The sequence below is a fragment of the Rothia sp. 88186D007BW genome, assembly GCF_053544215.1.
In genome coordinates, this window is sequence record NZ_JBPPTR010000001.1 from 207,468 (window position 1) to 231,473 (window position 24,006).

The 24,006-nt window shown below is 59.6% G+C and carries 21 protein-coding genes; 9 read left to right on the forward strand and 12 right to left on the reverse strand.

What is annotated here, in order from left to right; translation table 11 throughout:
- The first annotated feature begins 76 nt into the window (after nucleotides 1-76).
- Nucleotides 77-2,701 (forward strand): DEAD/DEAH box helicase, encoded by a 2,625-nt coding sequence (locus ACEE09_RS01030; RefSeq protein WP_449081260.1) that lies wholly within the window; start codon nucleotides 77-79, stop codon nucleotides 2,699-2,701.
- 38 nt (nucleotides 2,702-2,739) lie between these two features.
- On the opposite strand, the gene ACEE09_RS01035 is transcribed toward ACEE09_RS01030, so the two are convergent.
- From ACEE09_RS01035 to ACEE09_RS01060, 6 genes are all read right to left on the reverse strand, one after another.
- Complete coding sequence (locus ACEE09_RS01035) at nucleotides 2,740-3,114, reverse strand: Rv3654c family TadE-like protein (RefSeq protein ID WP_449081262.1); 375 nt, start codon at nucleotides 3,112-3,114, stop codon at nucleotides 2,740-2,742.
- Nucleotides 3,111-3,491: a TadE family type IV pilus minor pilin gene (locus tag ACEE09_RS01040; RefSeq protein ID WP_449081264.1), complete on the reverse strand. Its 381-nt coding sequence runs from the start codon at nucleotides 3,489-3,491 to the stop codon at nucleotides 3,111-3,113. Before ACEE09_RS01040 ends, ACEE09_RS01035 begins: the two co-directional genes overlap by 4 nt.
- Nucleotides 3,492-3,531: 40 nt before the next feature.
- Nucleotides 3,532-3,786 (reverse strand): DUF4244 domain-containing protein, encoded by a 255-nt coding sequence (locus ACEE09_RS01045; protein ID WP_449081265.1) that lies wholly within the window; start codon nucleotides 3,784-3,786, stop codon nucleotides 3,532-3,534.
- A gap of 348 nt (nucleotides 3,787-4,134) precedes the next feature.
- Nucleotides 4,135-4,701, reverse strand: coding sequence for a type II secretion system F family protein (locus ACEE09_RS01050; protein ID WP_449081267.1), 567 nt, complete (start codon nucleotides 4,699-4,701; stop codon nucleotides 4,135-4,137).
- Complete coding sequence (locus tag ACEE09_RS01055) at nucleotides 4,701-5,417, reverse strand: type II secretion system F family protein (protein ID WP_449081269.1); 717 nt, start codon at nucleotides 5,415-5,417, stop codon at nucleotides 4,701-4,703. Before ACEE09_RS01055 ends, ACEE09_RS01050 begins: the two co-directional genes overlap by 1 nt.
- Nucleotides 5,414-6,583: a TadA family conjugal transfer-associated ATPase gene (locus ACEE09_RS01060; RefSeq protein WP_449081271.1), complete on the reverse strand. Its 1,170-nt coding sequence runs from the start codon at nucleotides 6,581-6,583 to the stop codon at nucleotides 5,414-5,416. Before ACEE09_RS01060 ends, ACEE09_RS01055 begins: the two co-directional genes overlap by 4 nt.
- Before the next feature lie 113 nt (nucleotides 6,584-6,696).
- Here ACEE09_RS01060 and ACEE09_RS01065 point away from each other — a divergent pair, with 113 nt between their 5' ends.
- On the forward strand, nucleotides 6,697-8,466 hold the full coding sequence (locus ACEE09_RS01065; RefSeq protein WP_449081273.1) for a bifunctional 3'-5' exonuclease/DNA polymerase: 1,770 nt from the start codon (nucleotides 6,697-6,699) through the stop codon (nucleotides 8,464-8,466).
- A 21-nt stretch (nucleotides 8,467-8,487) separates the two neighbouring features.
- On the opposite strand, the gene ACEE09_RS01070 is transcribed toward ACEE09_RS01065, so the two are convergent.
- Together ACEE09_RS01070 and nth are read right to left on the reverse strand one after the other, a co-directional pair.
- The gene (locus ACEE09_RS01070; protein ID WP_449081343.1) at nucleotides 8,488-9,051 is read right to left on the reverse strand and encodes an NUDIX hydrolase; all 564 of its coding nucleotides are present in this window, start codon (nucleotides 9,049-9,051) and stop codon (nucleotides 8,488-8,490) included.
- A gap of 265 nt (nucleotides 9,052-9,316) precedes the next feature.
- Nucleotides 9,317-10,219: an endonuclease III gene (nth, locus tag ACEE09_RS01075; RefSeq protein WP_449081275.1), complete on the reverse strand. Its 903-nt coding sequence runs from the start codon at nucleotides 10,217-10,219 to the stop codon at nucleotides 9,317-9,319.
- 177 nt (nucleotides 10,220-10,396) lie between these two features.
- Here nth and acs point away from each other — a divergent pair, with 177 nt between their 5' ends.
- Both acs and aroQ read left to right on the forward strand, forming a co-directional pair.
- Entirely contained in the window at nucleotides 10,397-12,334 is a 1,938-nt protein-coding gene (gene acs / locus ACEE09_RS01080; RefSeq protein ID WP_449081277.1) for an acetate--CoA ligase, read from the forward strand.
- Between the two features lie 101 nt (nucleotides 12,335-12,435).
- Nucleotides 12,436-12,888, forward strand: a complete 453-nt coding sequence (gene aroQ, locus ACEE09_RS01085) for a type II 3-dehydroquinate dehydratase (protein WP_449081279.1) — start codon at nucleotides 12,436-12,438, stop codon at nucleotides 12,886-12,888.
- A 218-nt stretch (nucleotides 12,889-13,106) separates the two neighbouring features.
- Here the strand turns inward: aroQ and ACEE09_RS01090 are convergent, their stop codons facing one another.
- Entirely contained in the window at nucleotides 13,107-14,279 is a 1,173-nt protein-coding gene (locus ACEE09_RS01090) for a MarP family serine protease (protein ID WP_449081281.1), read from the reverse strand.
- A 250-nt stretch (nucleotides 14,280-14,529) separates the two neighbouring features.
- On the opposite strand from ACEE09_RS01090, the gene ACEE09_RS01095 reads away from it, so the two are divergent.
- Nucleotides 14,530-15,207 carry a Crp/Fnr family transcriptional regulator gene (locus tag ACEE09_RS01095; RefSeq protein ID WP_083091991.1) on the forward strand — a complete coding sequence of 226 codons (678 nt, stop codon included), beginning with the start codon at nucleotides 14,530-14,532 and terminating at the stop codon, nucleotides 15,205-15,207.
- Nucleotides 15,208-15,296: 89 nt separating this feature from the next.
- Here ACEE09_RS01095 and ACEE09_RS01100 read toward each other — a convergent pair whose 3' ends face one another.
- From ACEE09_RS01100 to ACEE09_RS01110, 3 genes are all read right to left on the reverse strand, one after another.
- Nucleotides 15,297-16,238, reverse strand: a complete 942-nt coding sequence (locus tag ACEE09_RS01100; RefSeq protein WP_449081283.1) for an NUDIX hydrolase — start codon at nucleotides 16,236-16,238, stop codon at nucleotides 15,297-15,299.
- Complete coding sequence (locus ACEE09_RS01105; RefSeq protein ID WP_449081285.1) at nucleotides 16,231-16,707, reverse strand: RidA family protein; 477 nt, start codon at nucleotides 16,705-16,707, stop codon at nucleotides 16,231-16,233. Before ACEE09_RS01105 ends, ACEE09_RS01100 begins: the two co-directional genes overlap by 8 nt.
- Before the next feature lie 82 nt (nucleotides 16,708-16,789).
- Nucleotides 16,790-16,996, reverse strand: a complete 207-nt coding sequence (locus ACEE09_RS01110) for a hypothetical protein (RefSeq protein WP_449081287.1) — start codon at nucleotides 16,994-16,996, stop codon at nucleotides 16,790-16,792.
- 121 nt (nucleotides 16,997-17,117) lie between these two features.
- Here ACEE09_RS01110 and ACEE09_RS01115 point away from each other — a divergent pair, with 121 nt between their 5' ends.
- Genes ACEE09_RS01115 through ACEE09_RS01130 form a run of 4 tightly spaced genes read left to right on the forward strand, consistent with a single transcriptional unit; the run spans nucleotide 17,118 to nucleotide 23,942 of the window.
- Entirely contained in the window at nucleotides 17,118-19,247 is a 2,130-nt protein-coding gene (locus tag ACEE09_RS01115; RefSeq protein WP_449081288.1) for a transglycosylase domain-containing protein, read from the forward strand.
- 33 nt (nucleotides 19,248-19,280) lie between these two features.
- Nucleotides 19,281-20,210, forward strand: coding sequence for a metallophosphoesterase (locus ACEE09_RS01120; protein WP_449081344.1), 930 nt, complete (start codon nucleotides 19,281-19,283; stop codon nucleotides 20,208-20,210).
- A gap of 43 nt (nucleotides 20,211-20,253) precedes the next feature.
- Complete coding sequence (locus ACEE09_RS01125) at nucleotides 20,254-22,128, forward strand: ABC transporter ATP-binding protein (protein WP_449081290.1); 1,875 nt, start codon at nucleotides 20,254-20,256, stop codon at nucleotides 22,126-22,128.
- On the forward strand, nucleotides 22,125-23,942 hold the full coding sequence (locus ACEE09_RS01130) for an ABC transporter ATP-binding protein (RefSeq protein WP_449081292.1): 1,818 nt from the start codon (nucleotides 22,125-22,127) through the stop codon (nucleotides 23,940-23,942). The genes ACEE09_RS01125 and ACEE09_RS01130 overlap by 4 nt, the downstream gene beginning before the upstream one ends.
- The last annotated feature ends 64 nt before the right edge of the window (nucleotides 23,943-24,006 follow it).

Sequence of the window (24,006 nt, forward strand, 5' to 3'; positions counted from 1 at the left end):
CATTTTAGACCGTACAGCCCACCAGCAAGACCAGGGGCACAGAGGCTTCTCCCCCACCAAATGACATAATAGATAGGTGCCCACAGAAGCTCTCCCCCCACACGCTCACCCCACAGGAGCACCGGCCACCCGCGCCCCTCACCCCGGCGAACTGGCCCTGGTGCTCGACCAGCTGGGGCTGACGTCCTTACCTGAGCAAGTAACCCACGTGCGCACCCTACCGGCCCGCCCAGCAGAAACCTCCCCCTGGCCAACCTGGGCCCACCCCCGCATCATAGAGGCCTACCAAAACCTGGGGGTTCCCGAACCCTACCGGCACCAAGTAGAAGCGGCAACAGCCGCACACAGCTCCCCTGGCAACCGGCACGTCATTCTGGCAACAGGCACAGCCTCAGGAAAATCCCTGGCCTACCAGCTCCCCGCCCTCAACGCCATCTACCGGGGCGAATTTGAAGCCCAAGCCAGGGGCTTCAACTCCGGCAGAGCCACAGCCCTCTACCTCTCCCCCACCAAAGCCCTGGCAGCAGACCAACTAGCCTCCCTACGCAACCTGGGGGTGCCAGGGGTCATTGCCGAAAGCTACGACGGCGACACCCCGCAAGCTGACCGCCGCTTCATCCGCGAGCGCGCCAACTTCATTCTGGCCAACCCCGATATGCTGCACCACGCCATCTTGCCCAACCACGCCCGCTGGGCAGGTTTTCTGCGCAAGCTCACATATGTGATAGTGGATGAAGCCCACAGTTACCGGGGCGTTTTCGGGGCCCATGTTTCTCTGCTGGTGCGCAGGCTCCGGCGAATCTGCCGCTACTACGGGGCCACCCCGGTCTTTATAGGGGCCTCGGCCACCAGCGCTGAACCGGCTGAATCTTTTGCCCGGCTAATTGGTTCGCGGCCTGAGGCGGTTACTGCGGTGACAGAGAGTACCGCCCCGCGTGGGGCTACCCATGTGCTTTTGTGGGAGCCAGAATTTACTGAGGGTGCGGCTGTCAATGATAAGCTCGCAGCCCACTCTAACGGGGTGAGCCCGCGCCCCGGTGCCCAGGGAAGAGGGGCTGGGGAGAACGGGGCACCAGTGCGTAAATCGGTGATCAGTCAGAGCGCTGAGATGCTCACTGACCTGGTGGTTAACCGCACCCGCACCATTTCTTTCATTAAGTCCCGGCGGGGGGCCGAGGCGATTGCTCAGACCGCTGGGCGGTATCTTGATGAGGTTGAGCCTGGTCTTTCTGAGCGAGTAGCTGCCTATAGGGCCGGCTATCTTCCTGAAGAACGGCGGGTGCTAGAAGCTCGCCTGCGCAGGGGGGAGATACTGGGGGTGGCCTCAACTAACGCCCTAGAGCTGGGTATTGATATTGCGGGGCTTGATGCGGTGCTGGTGGGCGGGTGGCCGGGTACGCGGGCGTCCTTTTATCAGCAGATAGGACGCGCTGGCAGGGCCGGGCAGGATGCCTTTGCTGTGCTTATCGCCAGTGAGGACCCGCTTGATACCTACCTGGTGCATCATCCGGAAGATATTTTTGATCGGCCGGTTGAGAAGACCGTTTTTGACCCTGAGAACCCCTATGTGCTCAGCCCGCACCTGTGCGCTGCGGCCGCTGAGATTCCCCTTCGCCCGGAGGAACTGATGGTTTTTGGGCGTATGACTGAAGCCCTGCTAGGGCGCTTGGTTGAGCAGGGGTATTTGCGTCGGCGAGCTACCGGCTGGTTTTGGACTCACCCTGAATCGGCCAGTGATTTTGTGAACCTGCGTGGGGGCGGTTCTCCCCTGCAGATTATTGATGGTGAGACAGGTAGCGTCATTGGCAGTATGGACGATGGTCACGCCCACTCCCAGGGGCACCCCGGCGCTATCTACACTCACCAGGGCAAGACCTATGTGGTGGAAGAGCTTGATGAGGATAATAGGGTCATCGTGGTTTCTGCGGTGAGCCCTGATTATTACACTCAGTCGCGTGATATCACTGAGGTTACCGTCTTAGGGGCTGAGGAAACGCAGCAGCAGGGGCAGGTTTCTTTGAGTTATGGCCGGGTGCGGGTGCGCTCTCAGGTGGTGGGTTATCAGCGGAAGTCTTTGGTGGGGCAGCAGGTTTTGGGTGATGAGCCGCTGGATCTTGCCCCGCAGGAGCTGCAAACGAAGGCTATCTGGTGGGCGATGCCTGCCAGTGTGCTTCACGCTGCTGGGATTCATGAGCGTGATGTTCCTGGTGCCTTGCATGCTGCTGAGCATGCGGCTATCGGTTTGCTGCCTCTGGTGGCTACCTGTGACCGGTGGGATATTGGTGGTTTATCGACTGCTTTTCACGTTGATACTGAACAGCCCACAATTTTTGTTTACGATGGGCACCCTGGCGGGGCGGGTTTTGCTGAGCGGGGTTTTGAGCAGGTGGGCCACTGGTTGCGGGCTACCTTGGATACGATTTTGGCCTGTGAGTGTGAGCTGGGTTGCCCCTCCTGTGTGCAGTCACCTAAGTGTGGTAACCGTAATGAGCCCTTGCATAAGGCCGGTGCGGCCCGGCTTCTAGCAGCCCTGCTGGTGGAATCTGGTGAGCTGACTATTGAAGAGCGCAGGAGGTTACTTGAACCGTTGGGGCCAGTAGCTGAGGTTCCCACCGCCCAGGACCCTGTGGCTGGGGGCGGTGGGCCGGTGAGTGTGGTGGAGTCTTTGACCGGTAGGCCCCTTACTGATGACCCTTTCTAGACTGGGGCGGCGGCCGGTTCATTCTGCCATAGGCCCTGTCATGGGCGGGTAGGTGGCCCAGCTCGTGAGAGCCCTTCAGCCTGCCCGAGGAAGGCAAAGGGGCCAGAAATATCAACGAAGGTGCGCACATCTACTATCCCACTACTGCCTGCTGGCTGGCCGCAGCCACCGAGCTGGGCCCCGTTGGCCTGGGCTACATGCTCAGCTACCGCGCAGGGCTCACCGGGGGTAAGGCCTCGGGCGGCGTCCGCTGCGGCAAGGGCCGCTAGATCGGCGGCCCCTGCCGCCCGGTGGTTAGCGGTGCTAACCCCTATGAGCCCAGCACAGGTGACTCCTAACACCAGAAGAACGCAGATGATGCCTATAGCAGCTACCGTGCTGCTACCTCTCTCAGGGCTGGGGGTAGGCTTCACGGTGTCTTCTCTTCTGCGGTGGCACCTTGCTCGGTGAGGGCCTGGGCATCAGCTACTAGAGTCCACCCACTGATTTGCCCTACTAGCCCTGGGGCTTGTCTGCTGACTCTCACTACCGTCATATCATCAGTATGTTCCAGACTAACGGCGGCGGTGGGGTCTATCTCTTGGACGATACGGGTGACTGTCTCTGCGGTTTCACCTCTAGCAGCGGCCCGTGCTCCTAAGCGGGCGCCCTCTTCTAATGTGAGCTGTACGATGCCGGTGGCAGCAGCACCCAGCACCAGGGCCAGTATGAAGATGAGGGCAGGGAGTATGACCGCGAACTCGGCGGTACTTGAGCCTCTCTCTGCCTCTCCTCTGACTTGGGTGTGCACGGTATCACCACCTTGGATTGTTGTGAGGGACCGGGGCAGGTTAGGCACCGGTTGAGAGGGCTGTTTGCACCAGCCCCAGTAGCATCTGCCGCACTTCTTCAGATTTGAGAATGACAAGCAGCAGGCCAGCAAAACCTACGGCTGCCAGCATAACAATGCCGTATTCAGCGGTCGTAGCCCCGGCTTCGGGGTCATCAAAACCAGTCTGGCTAGGCTGAACGGTTGTGCCTCTGGCTCCTCTCGGGTAGGAATGCTGGGTAGCGTCTTCGGGCGACAAGAGGTGATGAGGTAACACGGTGTTCTCCTTGGGGTAGTGCCCCGGCTACTAGGCCGGGGGGGTATCTTCTTCTTGTGTCAGTTTCTTGGGTGTAATCTCGGGTGAAGTTAGGGGTAAGGGGCGGGTTGAGTAGGAAGAAAGACGCCGGGGTCTTCACCCGAGATACCTGTAGCCTTCCAGCTACCTCAGACCGTATAAAGAACACTGCTAGTTGTGGATAAACAGAACGCGGGCACTTCCCCGTATTTTCAGGTCATAAAGCTGCTGCCAGGGTCTTAGCTGGTGAAACTGTGACACCTTGATGACGCAACCTTCCCCTCATAGAGCTGCCTGTGAACATCCTGCCTCTACCGGCACTATTTCTCCCTAGAAAAGTGCTGGGAAGAGGGAAATAAGCACAGGAACCACCCCAAGACAGATAAAGGACGGCAGCGAACAAGCTCCCAGGGGCACCACCAGTTTGACGCCCAGGCGGGCGGCCGCTTTCTCGTAGGTGCGTTGCTGATGGCGGCGCTGACGCTGGGCCAGCACCCTCACTAGTTGGGCGCTCGGTGCCCCTGCGCTCAGGCTCAGCCCTAGCGCTTCGTAGAGCCCTTCTAGCTCCGAAGGTATTGGCTGCTCCCAGGCGTCCTCCCAGCTCTGCCCCTCATAGAGACCCTGCACCACCGCACCCAGCTCAGCCTGGTATTTACCCTCTTCAAGCTGGCCTAACTGGTGCAGCACAGCAGGTATTGATAGCCCAGAGGAAAGCATGGTTGCCGCCATATCCAGGTAGAGGGCTGCCTCTAGGGCAGGAGCGGAGGCCCCCGGCAGCTTCTTGCCCCCAGCGTTCGCTACTTCTGCACCAGATACGGGCACCCCACGGCGCCTACGAATGAGCAGGAAGATTGCCCCTGCCAAAGAAGCACAGCTTACAGACAGTAGAGCTAGCATCAGCGCCCCTCCTCGGCACGAGAAATCAGGTGGGCCGTCCACCGGTTACCGCACCAGGCCAGTCCCAGGCCTAGCACCCCCACAGCCGCACCGGGGATAGACCCTACTAAGACACCCACCGGGTCAGTGCCCATAAGGATTCCCAGCCCCAGGCCAATGAAGGGCAGCCAGGAGAGAATACGCCCGGTTGCCCGCGGCCCGCTCAGGGCTGTCTCCCGCTGCTGGCGTAAATCAATTTCTGTCTCAAGATAGGAGGCCAGGTGCTCGAAAACCTGGGCTAGGGAGGCCCCGGTGCGCTCCCCTACCTGCCAGCAGGCGGCTACCATGGCAGCGCCCTGGCGTACGCTCTCACGCACCTCATTCTGCTGGGCAACCTGCAGGTAGACCTCTGCCAGGGAGAGGCCCCGGTGGGCGCGGGCACTGGCAGCGGCAAAGAGCTGGCCCATCTGGGCACGGGCCAGTTCAAGGCCCTGGTCTTGACGGGCGGACGTCCGCAGAGCACCCAAAACCGCTAAGCGGCGGGGCTTAGGCTGGGCTGTGCTCTTCTTCTCTGTACTGGCCAGGTAGGTTGCTACCTTGGTGCAAGCCAGCGCCGGGGAGCAGCCCGCGCGGAGCAGGGCCGCTAGGCGCCAGATAGCATCAGGCCACAGTTCTAGTTCTTCTAAACCTACAGAGTCACTTGTGGGTAGATAATTTTTCAGGCTCCTTGCTCTCACACTTGACCTGCCTGCTCGCTGGAAGAGAGCCCGGCTGCGCTCCTCATACCCTCACTGCCGGGGTGCCAGTGCAGGTAGGTTCCCCGGCGGCGCGGCTCCACCGTACAGACCGGTTGCACAACCAGCTCCTGCCCACCCACCAGCCGGTAAATCCCCCGCACGAGCCGGTAGCCAGCCTCACGGTCAAGGTGCACGATATAGTCCAAGGCAGTAGAGGCCTGCAAGGCCACAGCCTGGCTACTCACCCCCGCCAGAGCCCCCATAGCGTAGAGGCGGGCAGGCACCGCCTGGGCCGAATTAGCGTGCACCGTGGTGCCACTACCTGCGTGGCCGGTATTCATAGCCGTGAGCATATCCATCACCTCAGCACCACGGCACTCCCCCACCACCAGCCGGTTAGGCCGCATACGAAGAGCCTGCCGAATCAGCTCAGCTAACCCCACCTCCCCCTGCCCCTCAGCGTTAGCAACCCGGGCTTCTAGGCTCACAGCATGCGGGTGATCTAGGTGCAGCTCAGAGGTATCTTCTACCAGTAGTAGCCGCTCACCGGCGTCCGCCTCCTGCAACAGGGCACCGAGCAGGGTTGTTTTACCGGTGCCGGTTCCCCCGCTCACTAGCAGGTTAGCCCGCGAGCGCACCAGGTGCCGTAGCATCTGCTCTATCTGGCGGCCCATCATGCCGCGCTCTTGAAGTTGCCGTAAGGACGGGCGCTGGGCTGGTTGTAGGCGTAAAGAGAGTAGGGTGCCGCAACGGCTCAGCGGTGGAAGCAGGGCGTGAATGCGGATTCCCTCTGGGGTTTGCACATCGGCGGCGGGGTAGGCGTCATCGAGGCGGCCACCTGCTGCGAGGATCAGCCGGGTGGCGAGGGCTCTGACGGCTTCGTCGTCGGGGAAGGTTATGGGTGCCCGGTGGAGGGTTCCGGCTGCCTCGTACCAGATGTTGTGGGGGCCGTTGACGAAGATGTCGGTCATATCTGGGTGGGCTAAGAGGGGTGTGAGCAGACCCAGGTCTGTTTCTGCTGGGTTGCTTGCAAGCAGGGGTAGGTCTTCAACGCTGGGGGCTGCCTCTAGCGGTGATTCTATAGGCGGTTCTGCTGGCGGTTCTATAGGGAGTGGCTCACAGAAGTGTCGTCGTGAGCGGCGCACTCGTATCTGTGTATCGGGCATGGTGACCTTTCACGGTACACCCCGTACCCCGGTATCTTTCTCTGCCTCTCTTTATGCCACAGAAGACCTGCCCTGTCTAGCCCTGTGAGTAGCTTCAACGGCATAATAGAAAGATGTATATCGTGCTTGGCCCTGCGACCTCACCCGGCGATAGGCCCCTCTGGGAGGCCATAACGCTCAATGGCACCGGCCCAGGCACCCACCGCGCTTTTCCCTTCGCTAAACTGCCGGACTTTGTGCGAGCAGTAGAAGCCCAAAACCCACACCGACTAATCCGCTGGGCCTGGGCGGACGCCCGCAAAATCATGCCCGCCCTACTAGCGGCAGGTGTCTCACCGGCCTCCTGCCATGATCTGCGCCTAGCCCAGCGTATTTTGCTGACGGCAGCCACCCGCGCCCAAAACCATTTGCCCTACACTCCCACCCTAGATTTGGCCGGGGAACCAGATCCCCCAGCCGGGGCTATGCCCGCCCGCCGCCAGATTCAAGGGCAGGCCTCCCTCTTTGATGACCTAGGTGCAGCCCCACCCAAGACGCATGAGACAGCCGGGCCAGCTGCGTCCGCCCTGCTCACCGAACTGCGCGCCCAGCTAGATGCCGTCGCCGCCTGCCCGGCCCCTGCCCGGCTCTCCCTCCTGCTGGCCGCAGAATCGCAAGGGGCCCTCATCGCAGCTGACATCAAACACTACGGTATGCCCTGGAACCGCACCATCCACGAAAAAATCCTCGAACACGCCCTAGGGCCCCGCCCAGCAGGCTACGACCGGCCCTATAAGATGGAGCGCCTAGCAGCGCGCATCCGCCAAGAACTGGGTACCCCAAACCTCAACCCCGATTCGCCCCAAGAAGTGCTCAAAGCCCTGCAAGCAGCCGGGCATTCGGTGGCCTCTACCCGCAAATGGGAGCTGATTGAGTGGGCCAATGCGGTACCCCACCTGCGCGAAGAACGCTGGCAGCTGGTGCGCCCCCTGCTCGAGTACAAGCGTCTGGCCCGCCTTTACACCGCCAACGGCTGGAACTGGCTCGATACCTGGGTCACCAATAACCGCTTCCACCCCACCTATGAGGTAGGGTCCGCCGCCACCGGCCGCTGGGGCGGGCACGGCGGAGGGGCCATGCAAATCCCCAAGGACGTGCGCCCGGCCATCCGCGCAGAAGAGGGCATGATGCTCACCGTGGCAGACGCCGCCCAAATTGAGCCGCGCATCCTGGCTGTTATGAGCGGGGACCGTGCCCTAGCCGTTGCCGGGCGCGGCACCGACCTCTACCTGGGCATCGCCCAGATTGGCGAACGCACCGGCAGCGCACTCAAAGACCGCTCCCACGCCAAGGTTGCCCTCCTGGCGGCCATGTACGGGGCCACCACCGGCGAAGGTGGACAGCTCATGCCCCACCTTAAAAAGATGTTCCCTGCCGCCATTGCCCTCACCGAGCAGGCCGCCAGCATTGGCCTGCGCGGTGGGCAGGTGACCACCTACCTGGGGCGCACGTCCCCTGCGCCCTCTCACGCCTGGTTTCAGGCCCAGCGCAACCAGGTCACAGCAGCGGACGAACGCGCCGCCCGCTCAGCAGCCCGCGCCCACAGCCGTTTTACCCGCAACTTCGTTATCCAAGGAACAGCTGCCGAATGGGCAGTGATCTGGATGGCTCAAATCCGTAAACGGCTACGCACCGAACGCCGCTTTGGCAAACGCATGCAAACCCGCCTGGTCTACTTCCTCCACGACGAAATCATGCTCTACGGGCCTACCAGCGAATCAGCCCGCGCCGCCGACATCGTCCGCGAATCAGCACAAGCAGCCGCCGAACTTATCTTCGGCCCCACCGATGTGGAATTTCCTGTCACCGTGGTGACTACCGACGATTATTCGCAAGCTAAGTAAGTCAGGCGGACGGGCGCGGCTCTAATCCCAGGGTTCTTCCCAGCCCAGCTCTTCAAAGACGCGGGAGAGCAGATACCCGGTGAAACCCCAGATGGTGAAGGGCTCATGGTCACCTGTGACCCTAAAAGCCGGGGACTGGTGCTGGGGTGATCCTCGTCTAACGGTCACAGTCAGCCGGTTAGCCGGGTTCAGCAAATCAGCGACCGGTACGCGCACCACCAGGGTTGATTCATTCTGATCGACAGCCTCTACAGGGGTAGGTGACTCCCACCAGCCCAGCACGGGGGTAACCCGGTAGTTACTCACCGGTACATCAAGGGCAGGGAGCTGGCCCAGCAGGCGCACCCCCTCAGCCTGCAAACCAGTTTCTTCCACCGCCTCACGCAAGGCGGCTACCTGCTCGACTGTCCGGCCGCTGCTTTGGGCTTGGTCATAGTCTTCAGGGTCAATCCGCCCACCGGGCAGGGCAGGCTGACCGGCATGGTGGCGCAGAGTACCCGAACGCACCAGGACCAGTAGGTCAAGGTCCGCAGCTACAGTGGTGCACCTGGCGTTGTGTGCAGGGGCATCATCGAGCACCCCCATCAGCAGCAAAACCGCGGCCTCCTTAGCACTCTCCTGCCCCGCTTGCCCTGCCGGTCCCGTCTGGTCAGCCTGCCCCGCCTGGTCAGCCTGCCTTACGGGCCATAGATCGCCTGGGCGCCCGATGCCCGCAGCCCGGTTAGCTAAAGCCCGCAGAGCCGCCAGAGCCGGGTGCTCCCCTGCGCTATCTTCCCTAGGCGCTAATTCTCTAGGTACTGATTCACTAGGCGTTGATTCACTCGGCCATGCTTCCCTAGGCCTTGAATCCTTAGGCATTGAGGCTCCACCCCTCAGCCCGTAACTGGCGGCGGGTAGCACCCTGCACAAAACGCAGGTGCAGGCGCTCGCGGCCTGGCGCCATCTCATATTTGAGGAGTTTTTCTGCTGCCGCACGGTCAGTTTCACCAGTGCCGTAGGCCGGGCACATATCGGCCACCGGGCAGGCCCCGCAGGCCGGTTTTTGGGAGTGGCAGATACGGCGGCCGTGGTAAATCAGGCGGTGGGAGAGCTGCGTCCAGTCCTTGGGTTCAAAGAGTTCTGCCACCGCACTTTCAACCTTGGCGGGGTCTTCTTCACTGGTGAAGCCAAGGCGGCGGGCTAGACGGCCAAAGTGAGTATCAACGGTGATACCCGGCTTGTCGAAGGCGTTACCGAGCACCACGAAAGCAGTTTTTCGCCCGACTCCGGGAAGTTTGACCAGCTCACTGAGCTGACCTGGCACCTGCCCCTGGTAGTCAGAAACTAACTGTGCTGCCAGGTTCACAATAGCTTTAGCCTTAGAGCGGTAGAAGCCCAGGGGCCGCACTATATCTTCCACATCTTCACTACGGGCCTGGGCCAGGGCTGCAGCATCGGGGTAGCGGGCAAAGAGCTCAGGGGTGATGGCATTGACACGCACATCAGTGGTTTGGGCCGATAGGACGGTAGCCACCAGCAGCTGGTAGGGGTTATCGAAGTCTAGTTCAGCGACCGCATAGGGGTAGGTTTGGCCCAGAATACGGTTGATTTTGCGGGCTCGGCGGGTCAGCGCCAGTTGGCTTTCTTTTTCGCCTTTGGCGGCGGCGCGGGCGCGTTTACGGGCGGACGCTCGTGCGTGAGGTTCAGGCACGGTGCGAATCTCAATCTGGGTGAGTTCATCGGGGGTGAGGGGCAGTTTGGCGTTCAGGGGCATGTCTCTAAGCCTACCTTTGTGCCTGCTGGTGGTGGCCTGGTTGGTTTCTCCCGGCGTCCTTTTTCGCTTAACACGAACACCCATATTTGTGACTTAGACTACAGGGTGCGCTAAGGTGAGATAAAGCCAGTTTGTGTCGCATATCAACATATGCCCCACATGAGAGGAAGGCATATCATGACCGAGATCCAGGACGTCTTCGCCCCCAGCCCCGAATTCTCCGCCCAGGCCAACGCCCAGCCAGGCATCTACCAAGAAGCCCAAGAAAAAGGTAAGGAATTCTGGGCCGAACAGGCCCGAAACCTGCTCACCTGGTACAAGCCCTTCACCGAAACCCTCGACTGGTCCAACCCGCCCTTCGCCAAGTGGTTCGCAGACGGGCAACTCAACGCCTGCTACAACGCCGTAGACCGCCACGTCGAGGCCGGCAGGGGCCAGCGACCAGCAATCCTCTTTGAGGGCGAGCCGGGCGACACCGCCTCCTACACCTACGCAGAACTCAAAGACGAAGTCTCCCGCGCCGCTAACGCCCTAGAATCTCTGGGCCTGACCAAGGGCGACCGGGTGGCTATCTACATGCCCATGATTCCCGAAGCCGTCATCGCCATGCTGGCCTGTGCCCGTATCGGTGCGGTGCACTCTGTGGTCTTCGGCGGTTTCTCAGCCGATGCCCTACGCTCCCGCATCGAAGACGGCCAAGCCAAGCTGGTCATCACCGCAGACGGCTCCTTCCGCCGTGGCAAGCCCTCCATGCTCAAACCCGCTGTGGATGCTGCCCTCGCAAAGGGTGGTAGCTCTGTAGAAAACGTACTGGTTGTTCAGCGCAATGGTGAAGACATCGACTGGGTGGCGGGTCGCGATATCTGGTGGCACGACCTCCTCGCCAGCCAGTCCACCGACCATGAGCCCTCCCAACAAGGCGCAGAAGACCCCCTCTTCATTCTCTACACCTCCGGCACCACAGGTAAGCCCAAAGGTATCTTGCACACCACCGGCGGCTACCTGACCCAGGGTGCTTTCACCCACCAGAACGTCTTTGACCTCAAAGCAGAAACCGACGTCTACTGGTGCACCGCCGACGTCGGCTGGGTCACCGGCCACACCTACGTAGCCTATAGCCCCCTGGTCAACGGCTGCACCCAGGTCATCTACGAAGGCACCCCAGATTCCCCGCACCGCGGCCGCTTCTGGGAAATCGTGCAAAAATACGGGGTGACCATCATGTACACCTCCCCCACCGCCATCCGCGCCATGATGAAGTGGGGCGAAGATATCCCCGCCCAGTACGACCTCTCCACCCTGCGCGTGCTGGGCACCGTGGGCGAGGCCATCAACCCCGAAGCCTGGCGCTGGTTCCACCGCGTCATCGGCGCTAACAAGTGCCCCATCGTTGATACCTGGTGGCAGACCGAAACCGGGGCCATCATGGTCTCCCAGCTGCCCGGAATTACCGTGGCCAAGCCCGGTAGCGCCCAGCAACCTATCCCCGGCATCACCATCGACGTGGTGGACGATTTGGGAGAGTCCCTGGCCAACGAGCAGTCCGGCTTCCTGACCATCCGCGAGCCCTGGCCCTCCATGCTCCGCACCATCTGGGGTGATGACGACCGCTTCATCGACACCTACTGGTCACGCTTCGAGAGCATGTACTTCGCCGGTGACGGAGCCAAACGCGATACAGACGGCGACTTGTGGGTACTGGGGCGGGTGGATGACGTCATGAACGTCTCTGGCCACCGCCTCTCCACCCCAGAAATTGAGTCCGCTCTCGTCTCCCACCCGGCCGTGGCTGAAGCGGCAGTCGTTGGCTCAGCGGACGAAACCACCGGCCAGGCCATCATGGCCTTCGTCATTCTCAACGATGAGGCCAAGGCGGCAGGGCAGAATGAAGCCGAGCTGGCCGAGCAGATTCGGGCCCATGTCGGCACGGAAATCTCCCCCATTGCCAAGCCCAAGCGGGTACTCATTGTTGATGATCTACCCAAGACGCGCTCAGGCAAGATCATGCGGCGTCTGCTCAAGGACGTCGCCGAGGACCGCCCGGTAGGAGACACCACCACCCTGGCTGACCCCACCGTCATGGACGCTATCGAAGCTAACTTCAAGAAGGGTTAGAAGGCACCGGGGAAGAGCATCTGGGGCATGTGTGCCCCAGTTTGCTTCTTCTATGCTCAGCCCGCTGGTGGCGGGCCGTGTGGTGTGAAAAACTAGAGACTATGGCAACACCACAGACTGCGCCGCGGCGTATCTCCGTCATTAACGGCCCTAACCTCAACCTCCTTGGTGTGCGCAAACCCGAGGTATACGGGCGCACCACCTTAGCTGATATTGAAGCTGCTCTCCGAGCCCAAGCCGCAGAGCTGGGCTACGAGATGACTTTCATGCAGTCCAACCATGAAGGGGATTTGATCGACGCGGTTCAGGCTGCCCGCACCACCTGCGCCGGTATCATCATCAACCCGGCCGCCTACACCCACACCTCCGTGGCCCTGCACGATGCCCTAGAGGCAGCCGAATTGCCGGTCGTTGAGGTGCACCTGTCTAATGTGCACCGGCGTGAGCCCTTCCGTCACCATTCCTATGTCTCACCTCAGGCGACCGCCGTGATTGCCGGTGCAGGCGCCCAGGGCTACGAGCTGGCCCTGGCCTTCTTAGCCCGTCACCTCTAAGGTCACGAAAAGCTCATATCCCAGCTGGGCTACCAGGATCTTGCCCTCTCACCGGCCCCTATCGCCGCTACCCGCGCGCTCCAGCTTGCCGGTGCGGCAGGTTCTTGCCTAGTGGTCTGGACGCTACCGCCTGCCTCCCTTGTGGGTGGGCTGCTCCTACTGGCAGTGGGGCTAGCTGTGTATTTCCTCTATGCCCGCAATGGCAGGAGCACTCAACCCTAGTTGGGTAGGCACTGGCCGGTGGCAACCGTGGGTGAGCTTGCGCTGACGTGGGCTAGTGCTTCAAGAATCTGGGACGATGGCACCGCGTAACCGGTCTGGTTCTGGGTGGACTTGGCGAACACCATGGCGATGACGCGTCCGTCCTCGGTGAGTACTGGGCCGCCGGAGTTGCCCTGTTGCACCTGGGCAGCTAGCTGGTAGACCAGGCGGGAGGGGTTGGTTTGGCCGGTTTGGGCGTTGATGGTCTGGGTGTAGCCCAGCCCTTGGACTGTTGCGGCTCGGTTGGCAAAGGGGCCGCCACCGGGGTAGCCCATGAGGGCAACGGTGGTGCCCGAGGCGATCTCGGCTTCGTTGAGGGTCAGGGGGGTGAGAGCTAGGTCTGGGGCGCTGATGATCGCAATGTCGTGTTCGGGGTCGTAGTAGATCACGTCGCCGGTTACTGCCTGCCCGTCACGGCTGATGAGGGTGGGGGTGTTCACGCCTGCTACTACGTGTGCGTTTGTGACTGTTAGGCCACCGTCTACGACGAAGCCTGACCCTTCAGAGGTGTAATTACAAGCTTGGGCTGCACCGACAACCTGCACCACCGATTGGCCTGCTTTATCTAGGGGTGCGCTTTCAAGGGTGCCGGTGGGGGCGGACTGTTCGGGGTAGAGAAGTTGGGAGATTTCGGGTAGGCCGGTGGCCTGTACGATACGGCCCCGAATTTCGGTTACTTTTTCTTGAGCGGACGCCGGGGTCATCTGCATCATCCAGGTCACTACCTTTGAGTCTGCGGTGAGGGCAGTGACGGCGGGGATGCCCAGGGGGCGGACGACCAGCACCACGGTGACGATGACCAGTGAGGCTAGCACTATGTTGAGCAGGCCACCGGCTAGCCGCTCTAGCCCGCGCAGGGGTGTGCGGTCGCTTGCCTTGCGGATAACATTTCCCAGGGTTGCACCCAGGGTCTGCCCTAGTATTAGGCAGGCAAGCACTGTGCCTAGCCCGGCTAGCAGGTGCCATTGGGCGGTGACTTGGTTGATGGCCCAGGGGGTGGCGTAGATGGAGGCGACGGCGCCTAGGACGAAGCCTAAGAAGGTTCCTAGGGTGATGAAGAGCCCCTGCCGTATGCCGGCAATAAAGTAGAGGGCGATAATAGCGATAATGACCCAGTCGAGTATGGTCATAACTCTCCATTCGGTGAGGGAAGGCTAAGGTTGGAAGAATTCTTGGAGAAGCGGCCCTGTGTGGCGGTCTTTGGGTATCGAAAGCACTAAATATCCTGTAGGCTCGTAGTAGTTGAATAAGTCACAGATAAAAGTGCGATGTGATGAACTAGGCAAAGGCTATGCTTAGAAGTCTGCCCGCTCTGTATATACAGGGTATCGCACTTGAATCGCCCTTTAGACCTACCATATTCAGGAGTAAAAGAGAACCATGGATATTGAAGTACTACGCCGTGCTCCGCTGTTTGCTTCACTCGATGACGAAGCTTTTGCAGCGCTAACTGAAGACATTACTGAAGTTGATCTTTCCCGCGGTGCCACCCTCTTCTACGAAGGCGATCAGGGTGATCAGCTCTACTTCGTCATCTCAGGCAAGATGAAGCTGGGCCGTACTGCCTCTGACGGCCGTGAAAACCTGGTAGCTATCATGGGCCCGGGCGAAATCTTCGGCGAAATGGCCCTGTTTGACCCCTCACCCCGTTCCACCAGCGCAACCGCTGTCTCTGAGACCCGCCTGGCAGGTGTCAAGCACGAGTCCTTGCGTAAGGCTATGGAGAAGTCCCCCAACATTTCTGCCCAGGTTCTGCAGGCTCTGGCCCGCCGCCTGCGCCGCACCAACGAGAACCTGGCTGACCTGGTCTTCTCAGATGTTCCCGGTCGCGTTGCCAAGGCCCTGCTTGACCTGGCTGACCGTTTCGGTCGCCCCGCCACCGATGGCGTGCTAGTTGCCCACGAACTGACTCAGGAAGAGCTGGCTCAGCTAGTCGGCGCTTCCCGTGAAACCGTGAACAAGGCCCTGGCCGAGTTCGTTTCTCGCGGCTGGATCCGTCTGGAAGCTCGCGCCGTGGTTATTCTCGACCTGCAGCGTCTGCGTCAGCGCTCCCGCTAAGCTAGGGCGGGCCTCCTGCCTGCTTTAGAGACTTCACAACCGGGTGGTCAGCTTATGCTGGCCACCCGGTTTTTGTGTGTCTCTTATTTTTATATTTGCAGGTAGCAGATGCCGGTGGCATCCTGTTTCACTGTGGGCAGGTAGAGGGAAACCTGGCGCCGTTTGGCCAGGAAGGCCACCGCCCCCGGGCAGGCCGCTAACTGTTCAAGAATGTGCATGACGCCGGGGGTCACCAGCTCTTGGAAAGGAACCCCGATGGTGTCCTCCTGCCCAATTTCTTTGCCTAGTTCCAGGCTGGTAGGTTGAGCAACTAGCTCACGCGCGCTCATCCAGCGCCCCCAGATTCCTTTATTGGCAAGTAGGGATGGGTTCTGCCCTATGGGAACCGCGCAGGTGAAATAGTGAATGTCGTAGCGTTTATGGAAGAAGTCGGGTGACTGCCAGCGGGCTAGGGGTTTGAGCAGGTCGGCACGGATTTTGAGGCCGCGGCGTTCTAGGTAGTCAGCAAAGGTTTTCTCCTGCTGGGCTACGGCCAGGCGGGAGGCCATGCACTCGTTACCGCTAGTGAGCTCAATGGTAGATAGTTCCCCGCTACCAGCTAGTAGCACACCGGTTTCTTCAAAGAGTTCTCGTACCGCAGTGACCACAGCGGCGTTAGCTGCCCCTAGGTCCTCCTGGCTAAAAGCCTTAGCCCAATGATCCCCGCTGGGGCCTGCCCAGCCGATGGGGGCGGCGTCCTCGGGTATGCCTAGCCCGCCGGGGAAGGCGACCCGCCCCATCGGCGATTTCACCCGGTAGGTCATAAAGGTTTCAGGCCCTGAGGCTCCGTCGCGCACAAAAACTACTGCGGAGGCAGGTTTAGCTGCGCGCGGTATGCCTTGGCCCTCCGTAAGCCAGGTGCGAGCTGAGTCTTGCTGGCTAGCAGGGATAGGGTAGGTTTTAGGTGCCGGTGCCCCTACCGAAGCGTAGGGGGCGGACGCCGGTGGCGGCACCCGTTTGAGGGCGCCGGTGTACATGGGTTGGTTAGGCATATTCCACGATAATTTCGACTTCTACCGGGGAGTCTAGCGGGAGCACCGGCACACCAACGGCGGAGCGGGCGTGCACACCGACCTCACCAAAGACTTCACCCAGGAGTAGGGAGGCCCCGTTAATGACGGCGGGCTGGCCGGTGAAGGAGGGCTCGGATGAGACGAAGCCGACCACTTTGACCACGCGGGTGATGCGGTCAAGGTCCCCAATAACTGATTTGATAGCTGCCAGGGCGTTGAGGGCTGAGAGGCTGGCCATTGTCTGGGCGGTTGCGGGGTCTACGAAGCCTTCGGCGCCGGAGTCTGAGACCTTACCGGTGGCCGGTAGCTCACCCTTGATAAAGGGTAGCTGGCCTGAGGTGTAGACATAGTTGCCGCTGGTGACGGCCGGTACGTAGGCAGCTACTGGGGCTGCCAGTTCGGGTAGGTCGTAGCCCAGTTCTTTGAGTCGATCTTCAATCTGTGACACGGCGCACTTTCTCAAGGACAGGTTTTTAGGGGCAAAAACCGGGCTCAGATACGGTGTCTGAACCCGGTTCTTGTCTGAGTATTTAGTTACTCGCCTTCTTGCGCTTAAAGTAGGCGATTGGATTGCCCTGAGTGGGGGCAACCATGTTCCCGGCGGGGGTGGCGTTGCTAGGTGCAGGAGCACCGGGGAGCACGGTCACCAGCTCCCAGCCGTCTTCACCCCAGTTATCGAGGATCTGTTTGGTTGCGTGAATCATCAGGGGCACTGTTGCGTATTCCCATTTTTCCATAGCACCAAGCCTAGACTACCGGGGCCCAAAAGACGACCCTGAGAGCTCTGTCAGGTTTTTTGTGGGCGGCTGTGACATGCAGGCCGGTGCGCTTTTCACCGTGAGCCGATAAACTGATGCAATGGCTTCTTCAAAGAATGTGCGAAAGAGACGCCGCAGCCCCGGCGACCTTGTTCAATTTGTTGCATTGAGCATCATTGCCGGTTTTATTGCGGCCTTGATTCTGGTGCCCCCCACTACGGTCTTGGGCGCGTCTGTCAATGCATCCATGAACTGGTTTAAGACTCTACCTGCGACTCTCAGCGATGGGCCTCTCTCCCAGCCGTCCGTTATCTACGCTAACGATGGCAAGACAGAGCTGGCGTCCTACTACGCGCAGAACCGTACCGCGGTTGCCTTGGAAGATATCTCCCCGCATATGAAAGATGCGATTCTTTCATCTGAAGACCGTAATTTTTACGATCACGGCGCGATTTCTCCTATGGGTATCGCCCGCGCTATGGTCAACAACGTTATTAATCCCAACGCTCGTCAGGGCGCTTCAACGCTGACCCAGCAGTACGTCAATAACCTGCTCATTGACGCTGCTGAGCAGTCGGGCACCGAGGCCAGCACCTTGGGGGCTAACAAGGATTACCTTGATAAGGTCAAGGAAATTAAGCTGGCTATCTCCATGGAGCAGAACCTTTCTAAGGATCAGATCCTTGAGGGCTACCTGAACATCATTAACCTGGGTGGATCCAACTACGGTGTAGAGGCAGCAGCCTACTACTACTGGGGTATTTCTGCCTCAGAGCTCAATATCTCCCAGTCGGCCATTCTGGCGGGTATGGTGGTATCCCCGAACATGTACCGCCCCGACGTTAACCCTCAGCTAGCCAAGGAACGCCGAGACGTGGTGCTGGGTACCATGCTGCGTGATGGCAAGATTACCGAGGACGAGTACTCTGACGCCCTGAATGAAGAAATCACTCTCGATATTCACACCACCCCCATGGGCTGCTCCACCGCTGGCGACTTCGCACATTTCTGCTACTACGCCATCACTGACTTCCTGAACGATGAGACCTACGGCGCCACTGAGGATGACCGTGCTAATGCCCTCTACCGTGGCGGCTACAAAATTGTCACTACTGTGAACCCCTCAGCCCAGAAGGACGCCAAGGCCCAGGTTGAGGCCACCCAGCCTTCAAAGAACAACCCTGATGAGGTCAGTGCAGCCCTGGTGTCTGTTGAACCGGGCACGGGCAAAATTATTGCGATGGCCCAGAACTCTGGCTATGGCAACCCTGACGAAACCAACTTTGCCGATAACTTCTATAACTACAACGTAGGTGTGTCCCACGGTGGTACCGCTGGCTTCCAGCCCGGTTCAACCTTCAAGGCCGTCCTTCTTGCCCAGTGGCTCAAGGATGGTAAGGGCGCCAACGCTGTCATTGATGGCACTTCGTTGAACTACCCCCAGAGCTTCCGCTGGCCCGCTAGCTGCCAAGAGGGCGGCTATGTCACCTCTGAGGACGCCGATGGTTACGTCTTCACCAACGCTGAAGGCGGTAACCAGAGCTGGGGCACCGTAGCCTACGGCATTAAGAACTCCATTAACTCTTATGCCGTTAAGATGGCTTCAGTCACCGACGCTTGTGCCATCGATGAGATGCGGGCCAAACTGCGTATTACCGACGGTACAGGTGCTGACCCCTACTCCATGACCCGCCCCTCCTACCTGCTCGGTGGTTGGGAGCAGGGTACGACCCCGCTCATTATGGCCTCTGCTTACGCAACCTTTGCTAGCGGCGGCACCTACTGTAAGCCTCTGTCCCTTGAAACAGTCAGCAAGGGTGATGAGGACATCAAAACCTACGAGCCCAGCTGTGAACGTGTGCTCGATAAGGACGTTGCCAACGGTGTGAACTACGTGCTCAAGCAGGTTCTGGTGGATGGTTCAGGCTATCAGCGCGGTATTGGTTTGCCCGATGCCTCTGCGGCTAAGACCGGTACGACCAACAACTCCACCCAGACCTGGACGGTTGGTTATACCCGCGGCCTGTCTACCGCTTCATGGGTTGGCAACCTTGATAACACCTCTCGCCCCTTGAACGGCCTATCTATTAACGGCAAGGTTTTGAACTATGTGGACGGCGCCACCTATGCAGGTGCCCAGTGGCAGAAGTTCATGCAGGCTCAGGCTAAGAACTACAAGACCGATAAGTTTGATACTCCCTCAGACACGGTTCTTGGTGCCAACCAGTAAGGACTTACCTTGAATTCTCAGAATTCTTCTGGCGTGGCGGCTTCAGCTAGCACTCTGGCACAGAGCCTTTCAGTGGTTCTGGCAGCAGGTGCTGTGGCTGGGGCCGCCACGGCCGCCTATGCCCACTTTATTGAGCTCAACAATTTTCAGGTGCGCCATGAGAGCCTGCCGATTTTGCCGGCAGGTAGCCCCGATTTTAAGATTCTGCATATCTCAGATATGCACATGATTCCGGGGCAGGGGCAGAAAACTGCTTTCATGCATTCTCTGGCTGAGCTAGAACCTGATGTGGTGATTAATACTGGGGATAACCTTTCCCATATCCAGGCTCTTCCTGCCCTCTTAGAAGCTCTAGATCCTCTACTGGATTTTCCAGGTGTCTATGTGCCGGGGTCTAACTGTTATTTCGCTCCTGTACCCAAGAACCCGGCCCGCTACCTGTGGATAAAGAACACGGGGGACGAGGCGACCTCTGAGACTCGCCCCAACCTCCCTACTCAGGCCATGCACGATGCTTTTGATGCCCGCGGCTGGGTAGGGCTCATCAACCGTTACGATACGCTGACGGTGGAGGGTCTGCGTCTGGAGTTTTCGGGGGTGGATGACCCCCACCTAGAATATGACCGCCACCCTGGCTTCTCCCCTACCGCTTTTGATGCCCAGTCGGGCCCCAGCGTCCGCCTGGGTATCTGCCATGCCCCTTACCTGCGCACTCTTGACCGGTTTGCCGACGACGGCGCTCAGGCTATTTTTGCTGGCCATACTCATGGTGGTCAGGTGTGCTTGCCCGGTGGCCGGGCTTTGGTTTCTAACTGTGATTTGCCTCCGGCTCGGGCTAAGGGGGTCTCCTATCAGGAGGGTGTGCCTGTGCAGGTTACCGCGGGTTTGGGTACTTCGCGCTATGCCCAGGTGCGTCTGTTTTGCCCGCCTGAGGCAGTGGTGGTGACGCTGACCGCCCGGTGATGTATCTAGTTTTTGCACCTATGCAAATGTAAGATAAATTACTATGGCATCTCGATTATTGCGTGTCTCCCCCGCCCCTACACCTCCCCCTGCTCCCTACGGTGCCCGCGCCGAACAGGAAGTCACGCTCTGGCAGTATTCGCGCCCTATTCGTGCCCGCTGGGTCTGTGGGCTTTTTGTAGCACTGACCGCCGCCATTATCGCGATTTCTATTCCTCAGGTGCTGGGCTGGATTGTCGATGCCATGCTCACCGACCAGCCCACGGTGGGGGCAGTGTGGGCAGGCGGTGCCCTAGTTTTCATCTTGGGGCTGGCTCAATCTGCCCTCTTTTTTCTGCGCCGCCAGCTCGTCATTGAGCCTGCTGCCACGGTGGAAAACACCATGCGCATCGCCCTGTTTGACCGGCTGCTGCGCTTCCCTGTTGCCTTCCATGACCGCTGGCCCTCAGGTCAGCTCCTTACGCGCGCGATGGGCGATTTGGGTACTATCCGGCGTTGGACTGCTTTTGGCCTCATGCAAATTATTACGGTATCTGTGCAGGTAGCTGTCGGTAGCTTCTACATGTTCAGCGGCTCCTGGCAGCTAGGGCTCATCTTTCTAGCAAGTATGCCCCTTGCCCTCTTCTGCATCTGGCGGTTTGTGCTGACCTTCCGCGCCCTGACCCGCACCACCCAGGAACGTACCGGCGATTTGGCTACTACTGTTGAAGAGTCTGTTCAGGGGCTGCGCGTGCTTAAGGCCCTGGGGCGTGGCCCGCATGCTCTGGCGGGCTTCCGCAAGGAGTCCCAAGAGTTGCTGGAGCTTGAGGTTGCCAGGGGTCGCGCTATGGGGCGGGTGCGTATGCAGACCACCCTTATCAGTGGGGCTTCACTCTGTTTAGCTTTGCTGTGGGGTCTGCACCTGGTGGGGGCAGGTTCTCTGAGCGTTGGCGCGCTCACCAGCTATTTCGCCACGGCTACTATCCTTTTTGCCCAGGTGGAGCGTTCGGGCATGCTGATTTCTATGTATCTGGCATCGAGTGTTTCGATGGACCGTCACCGTCAGGTCATGGTAGGCCAGGCCGGTGAAGATATTGACCTTCTCCCTGCCCACCGCCAGCGCCCCCGGTCGACGGCAGCTAGCTTAGATTGTGAGGACGTCACCTTCAGCTACGGGCAGCAGGAGCAGCAGGTGCTTTCAGGCTTTTCTTTGCAGATTCGGCCAGGAGAAATTATTGCCCTGGTGGGTTCTACCGGGTCGGGTAAGTCTACTGTCTTGCAGCTCATTCAAAGGCTCTATGAGCCTACATCTGGGCGCATCAGGTTGAATGGGCAAGATATCGCTTCTTTGCCCCTTCCTGAGCTTCGCGAGCAGGTAGCTATTGCTTTTGAGGATCCCCTGCTCTTCTCCGCTAGCGTGCGCGATAATGTTTTGCTGGGTGTAGATCGTAGTGGCCTTACTCCTGGTGAGGAAGAAGCTATTCTGACTCGTGCCTTGACTGTTGCAGCCGCTGATTTTGTTGATCGGCTCCCGCAAAAGGTCGATACTGTCATTGGTGAAGAGGGTATGAGTCTTTCCGGTGGGCAGCGTCAGCGTCTTTCCTTGGCGCGTGCTATTGCTGCCCGCCCTGCTGTTTTGCTCCTTGATGATCCGCTCTCTGCCCTGGATGTGACAACTGAGGAGAAGGTGGTGCGTTTGCTGAAAGAAGAGCTGACTGATACCACCACTGTGCTCACGGCCCATAGGCCTTCTACGGTGGCTCTAGCTGACCGGGTCGTCCTCTTACACCGGGGGCAGGTAGCTGCTGTGGGCCCCCATAGGGAACTTCTGGGCAACCCTATCTACCGCAGTTTGATGAGCGCCGATACCCAGCTCACCGGGCAGGGGCAGGCACCGGCAGCGGGGGCGAACAGCCAGGGGCAGGAGGGCGGACGATGAGGCATCAGGTCACCGAATCAGAAGATAGAATCCAGCTCTCTGCGGGTGAGGCTAAAGCCGTGCGCCGCCGTTCGGTGGCTCTCTTACTCGAGGTCTTGCGCCCTGTGCGGGGGCACCTTTTCCTTACTCTTTTTCTGGTTATTCTGGCTACAGCTCTGACCACGGCCATGCCCTGGCTGATTTCTACGGCTATCAATGATGCCTTAGAGCCCCTTTTGGCCGGAGATAGTAGCTATGCCATCACTTTAGCGGGGTTCTATATCGGGGCAGCTATCCTTGCCGGTATAGCCACTTACACTAATATTTTGCTCACCTTTAAAATTTCTCAGAAGGTGCTCTTTGACCTGCGTCAGCGCATGTTTGAACAGGCTCAAAAGCTCTCTGTGGGCTTCCATGACACCTACACTTCAGGCCGGGTTGTTTCTCGTCTTACCAGCGATTTAGATACGATTCGGCAGTTCCTTGACTCTGGCCTCTCTGAACTAGCAGCGATGCTGCTCTCTATTTCTTTTACCGTTGTGGCTCTCTGCCTCATGGATTGGCGGGCAGGGTTAGCTTTGCTGGTGGTCATGCTCCCGGTTGCCTGGCTCACCGCCTGGTTCCGTCGCGAATCTGAGGTGGCTTACCGGGCCCAGCGGGTGGCGTCCGCCCGCCTTATCTCGCGCTTTGCTGAGACCTTTACCGGCTTGCGTGCGGTCAAGGCCTTCCGCGCTGAGGCGCAGTCCCGCGCCGCCTATGCGGAGGCTGCCGAGGACTTCAGGGTTCGGGGCATGCAAACTATCAAGGTTCATGGCACCTATATGCCTGCCCTGCAAGCCTTAGGTAATACCTTTGTGGCTATCGTGCTGGTGGTGGGGGGCTACTCCATTTTGGGTGGCTCTATGCAGGCCGGCACCTTACTTGCACTGGTGATTTATGCTAACCGGGTCTTTGAGCCGATTTTCATGCTCTCGGACTACTACAACATGTTTCAGTCTGCTGTCTCTGCCCTGGAAAAGGTTTCAGGGTTCCTTGCTGAGGAGCCTGAGGTAGCTGAGCCTGAGCACCCGGCCCGCCGCAAGATCCCCGCCACCGGCCACCTGGTTTTTGAGGATGTGGAGTTTGAGTATCTTGCAGGACGCCCCGCCCTGCACCGTCTAAATCTCGACATTCCTGCCGGGCAGCGCTTGGCTTTGGTGGGTGAAACCGGTGCAGGTAAGTCAACGATTGCTAAGCTCATTGCCCGCTTCTACGATGTGACTCATGGCAGGCTGACTCTTGATGGGGTCAATGTGCGTGATCTTTCTGATGAGCAGTTGCGCCGTGAGGTGGTAATGGTGACCCAGGAGGCCTACCTTTTCAAGGGCACCGTGGCTGACAATATTCGCCTGGGCAATCCTGCTGCTAGCGATGAGGAAGTCTTTGAGGCTGCCCGCAAGGTGGGGGCCTATGACTTTATTTCTGGCCTACCGCAGGGTTTTGATACCAACCTCTCTAAACGCGGCGGCCGGGTTTCTGCGGGGCAGCGTCAGCTCATTTCTTTTGCCCGGGCTTTTCTTGCTGACCCGGCCGTCCTTATTTTGGATGAGGCTACCGCTTCTCTTGATATTCCTACTGAGAAGCTGGTGCAGCAGGGTTTGGAGTCTCTGTTGCAGGGGCGTACTTCTGTGGTGATTGCCCACCGTCTTTCGACGGTGCTGACGGCTGACCGGGTGCTGGTGGTTTCGGAGGGGCAGGTGGTGGAGGATGGTTCACCTGCTGCTCTGGTGCAGGCGGGCGGACGCTTTGCAGCGATGGCTCGGGCTTGGGAGGAGAATAACCGCCCCGAGGGCTAAGGCGGGGTAATTTGGCAGGGTTAATACTGCCGCGCTATACTTGAGAGGTTGTTATGCGCAACAA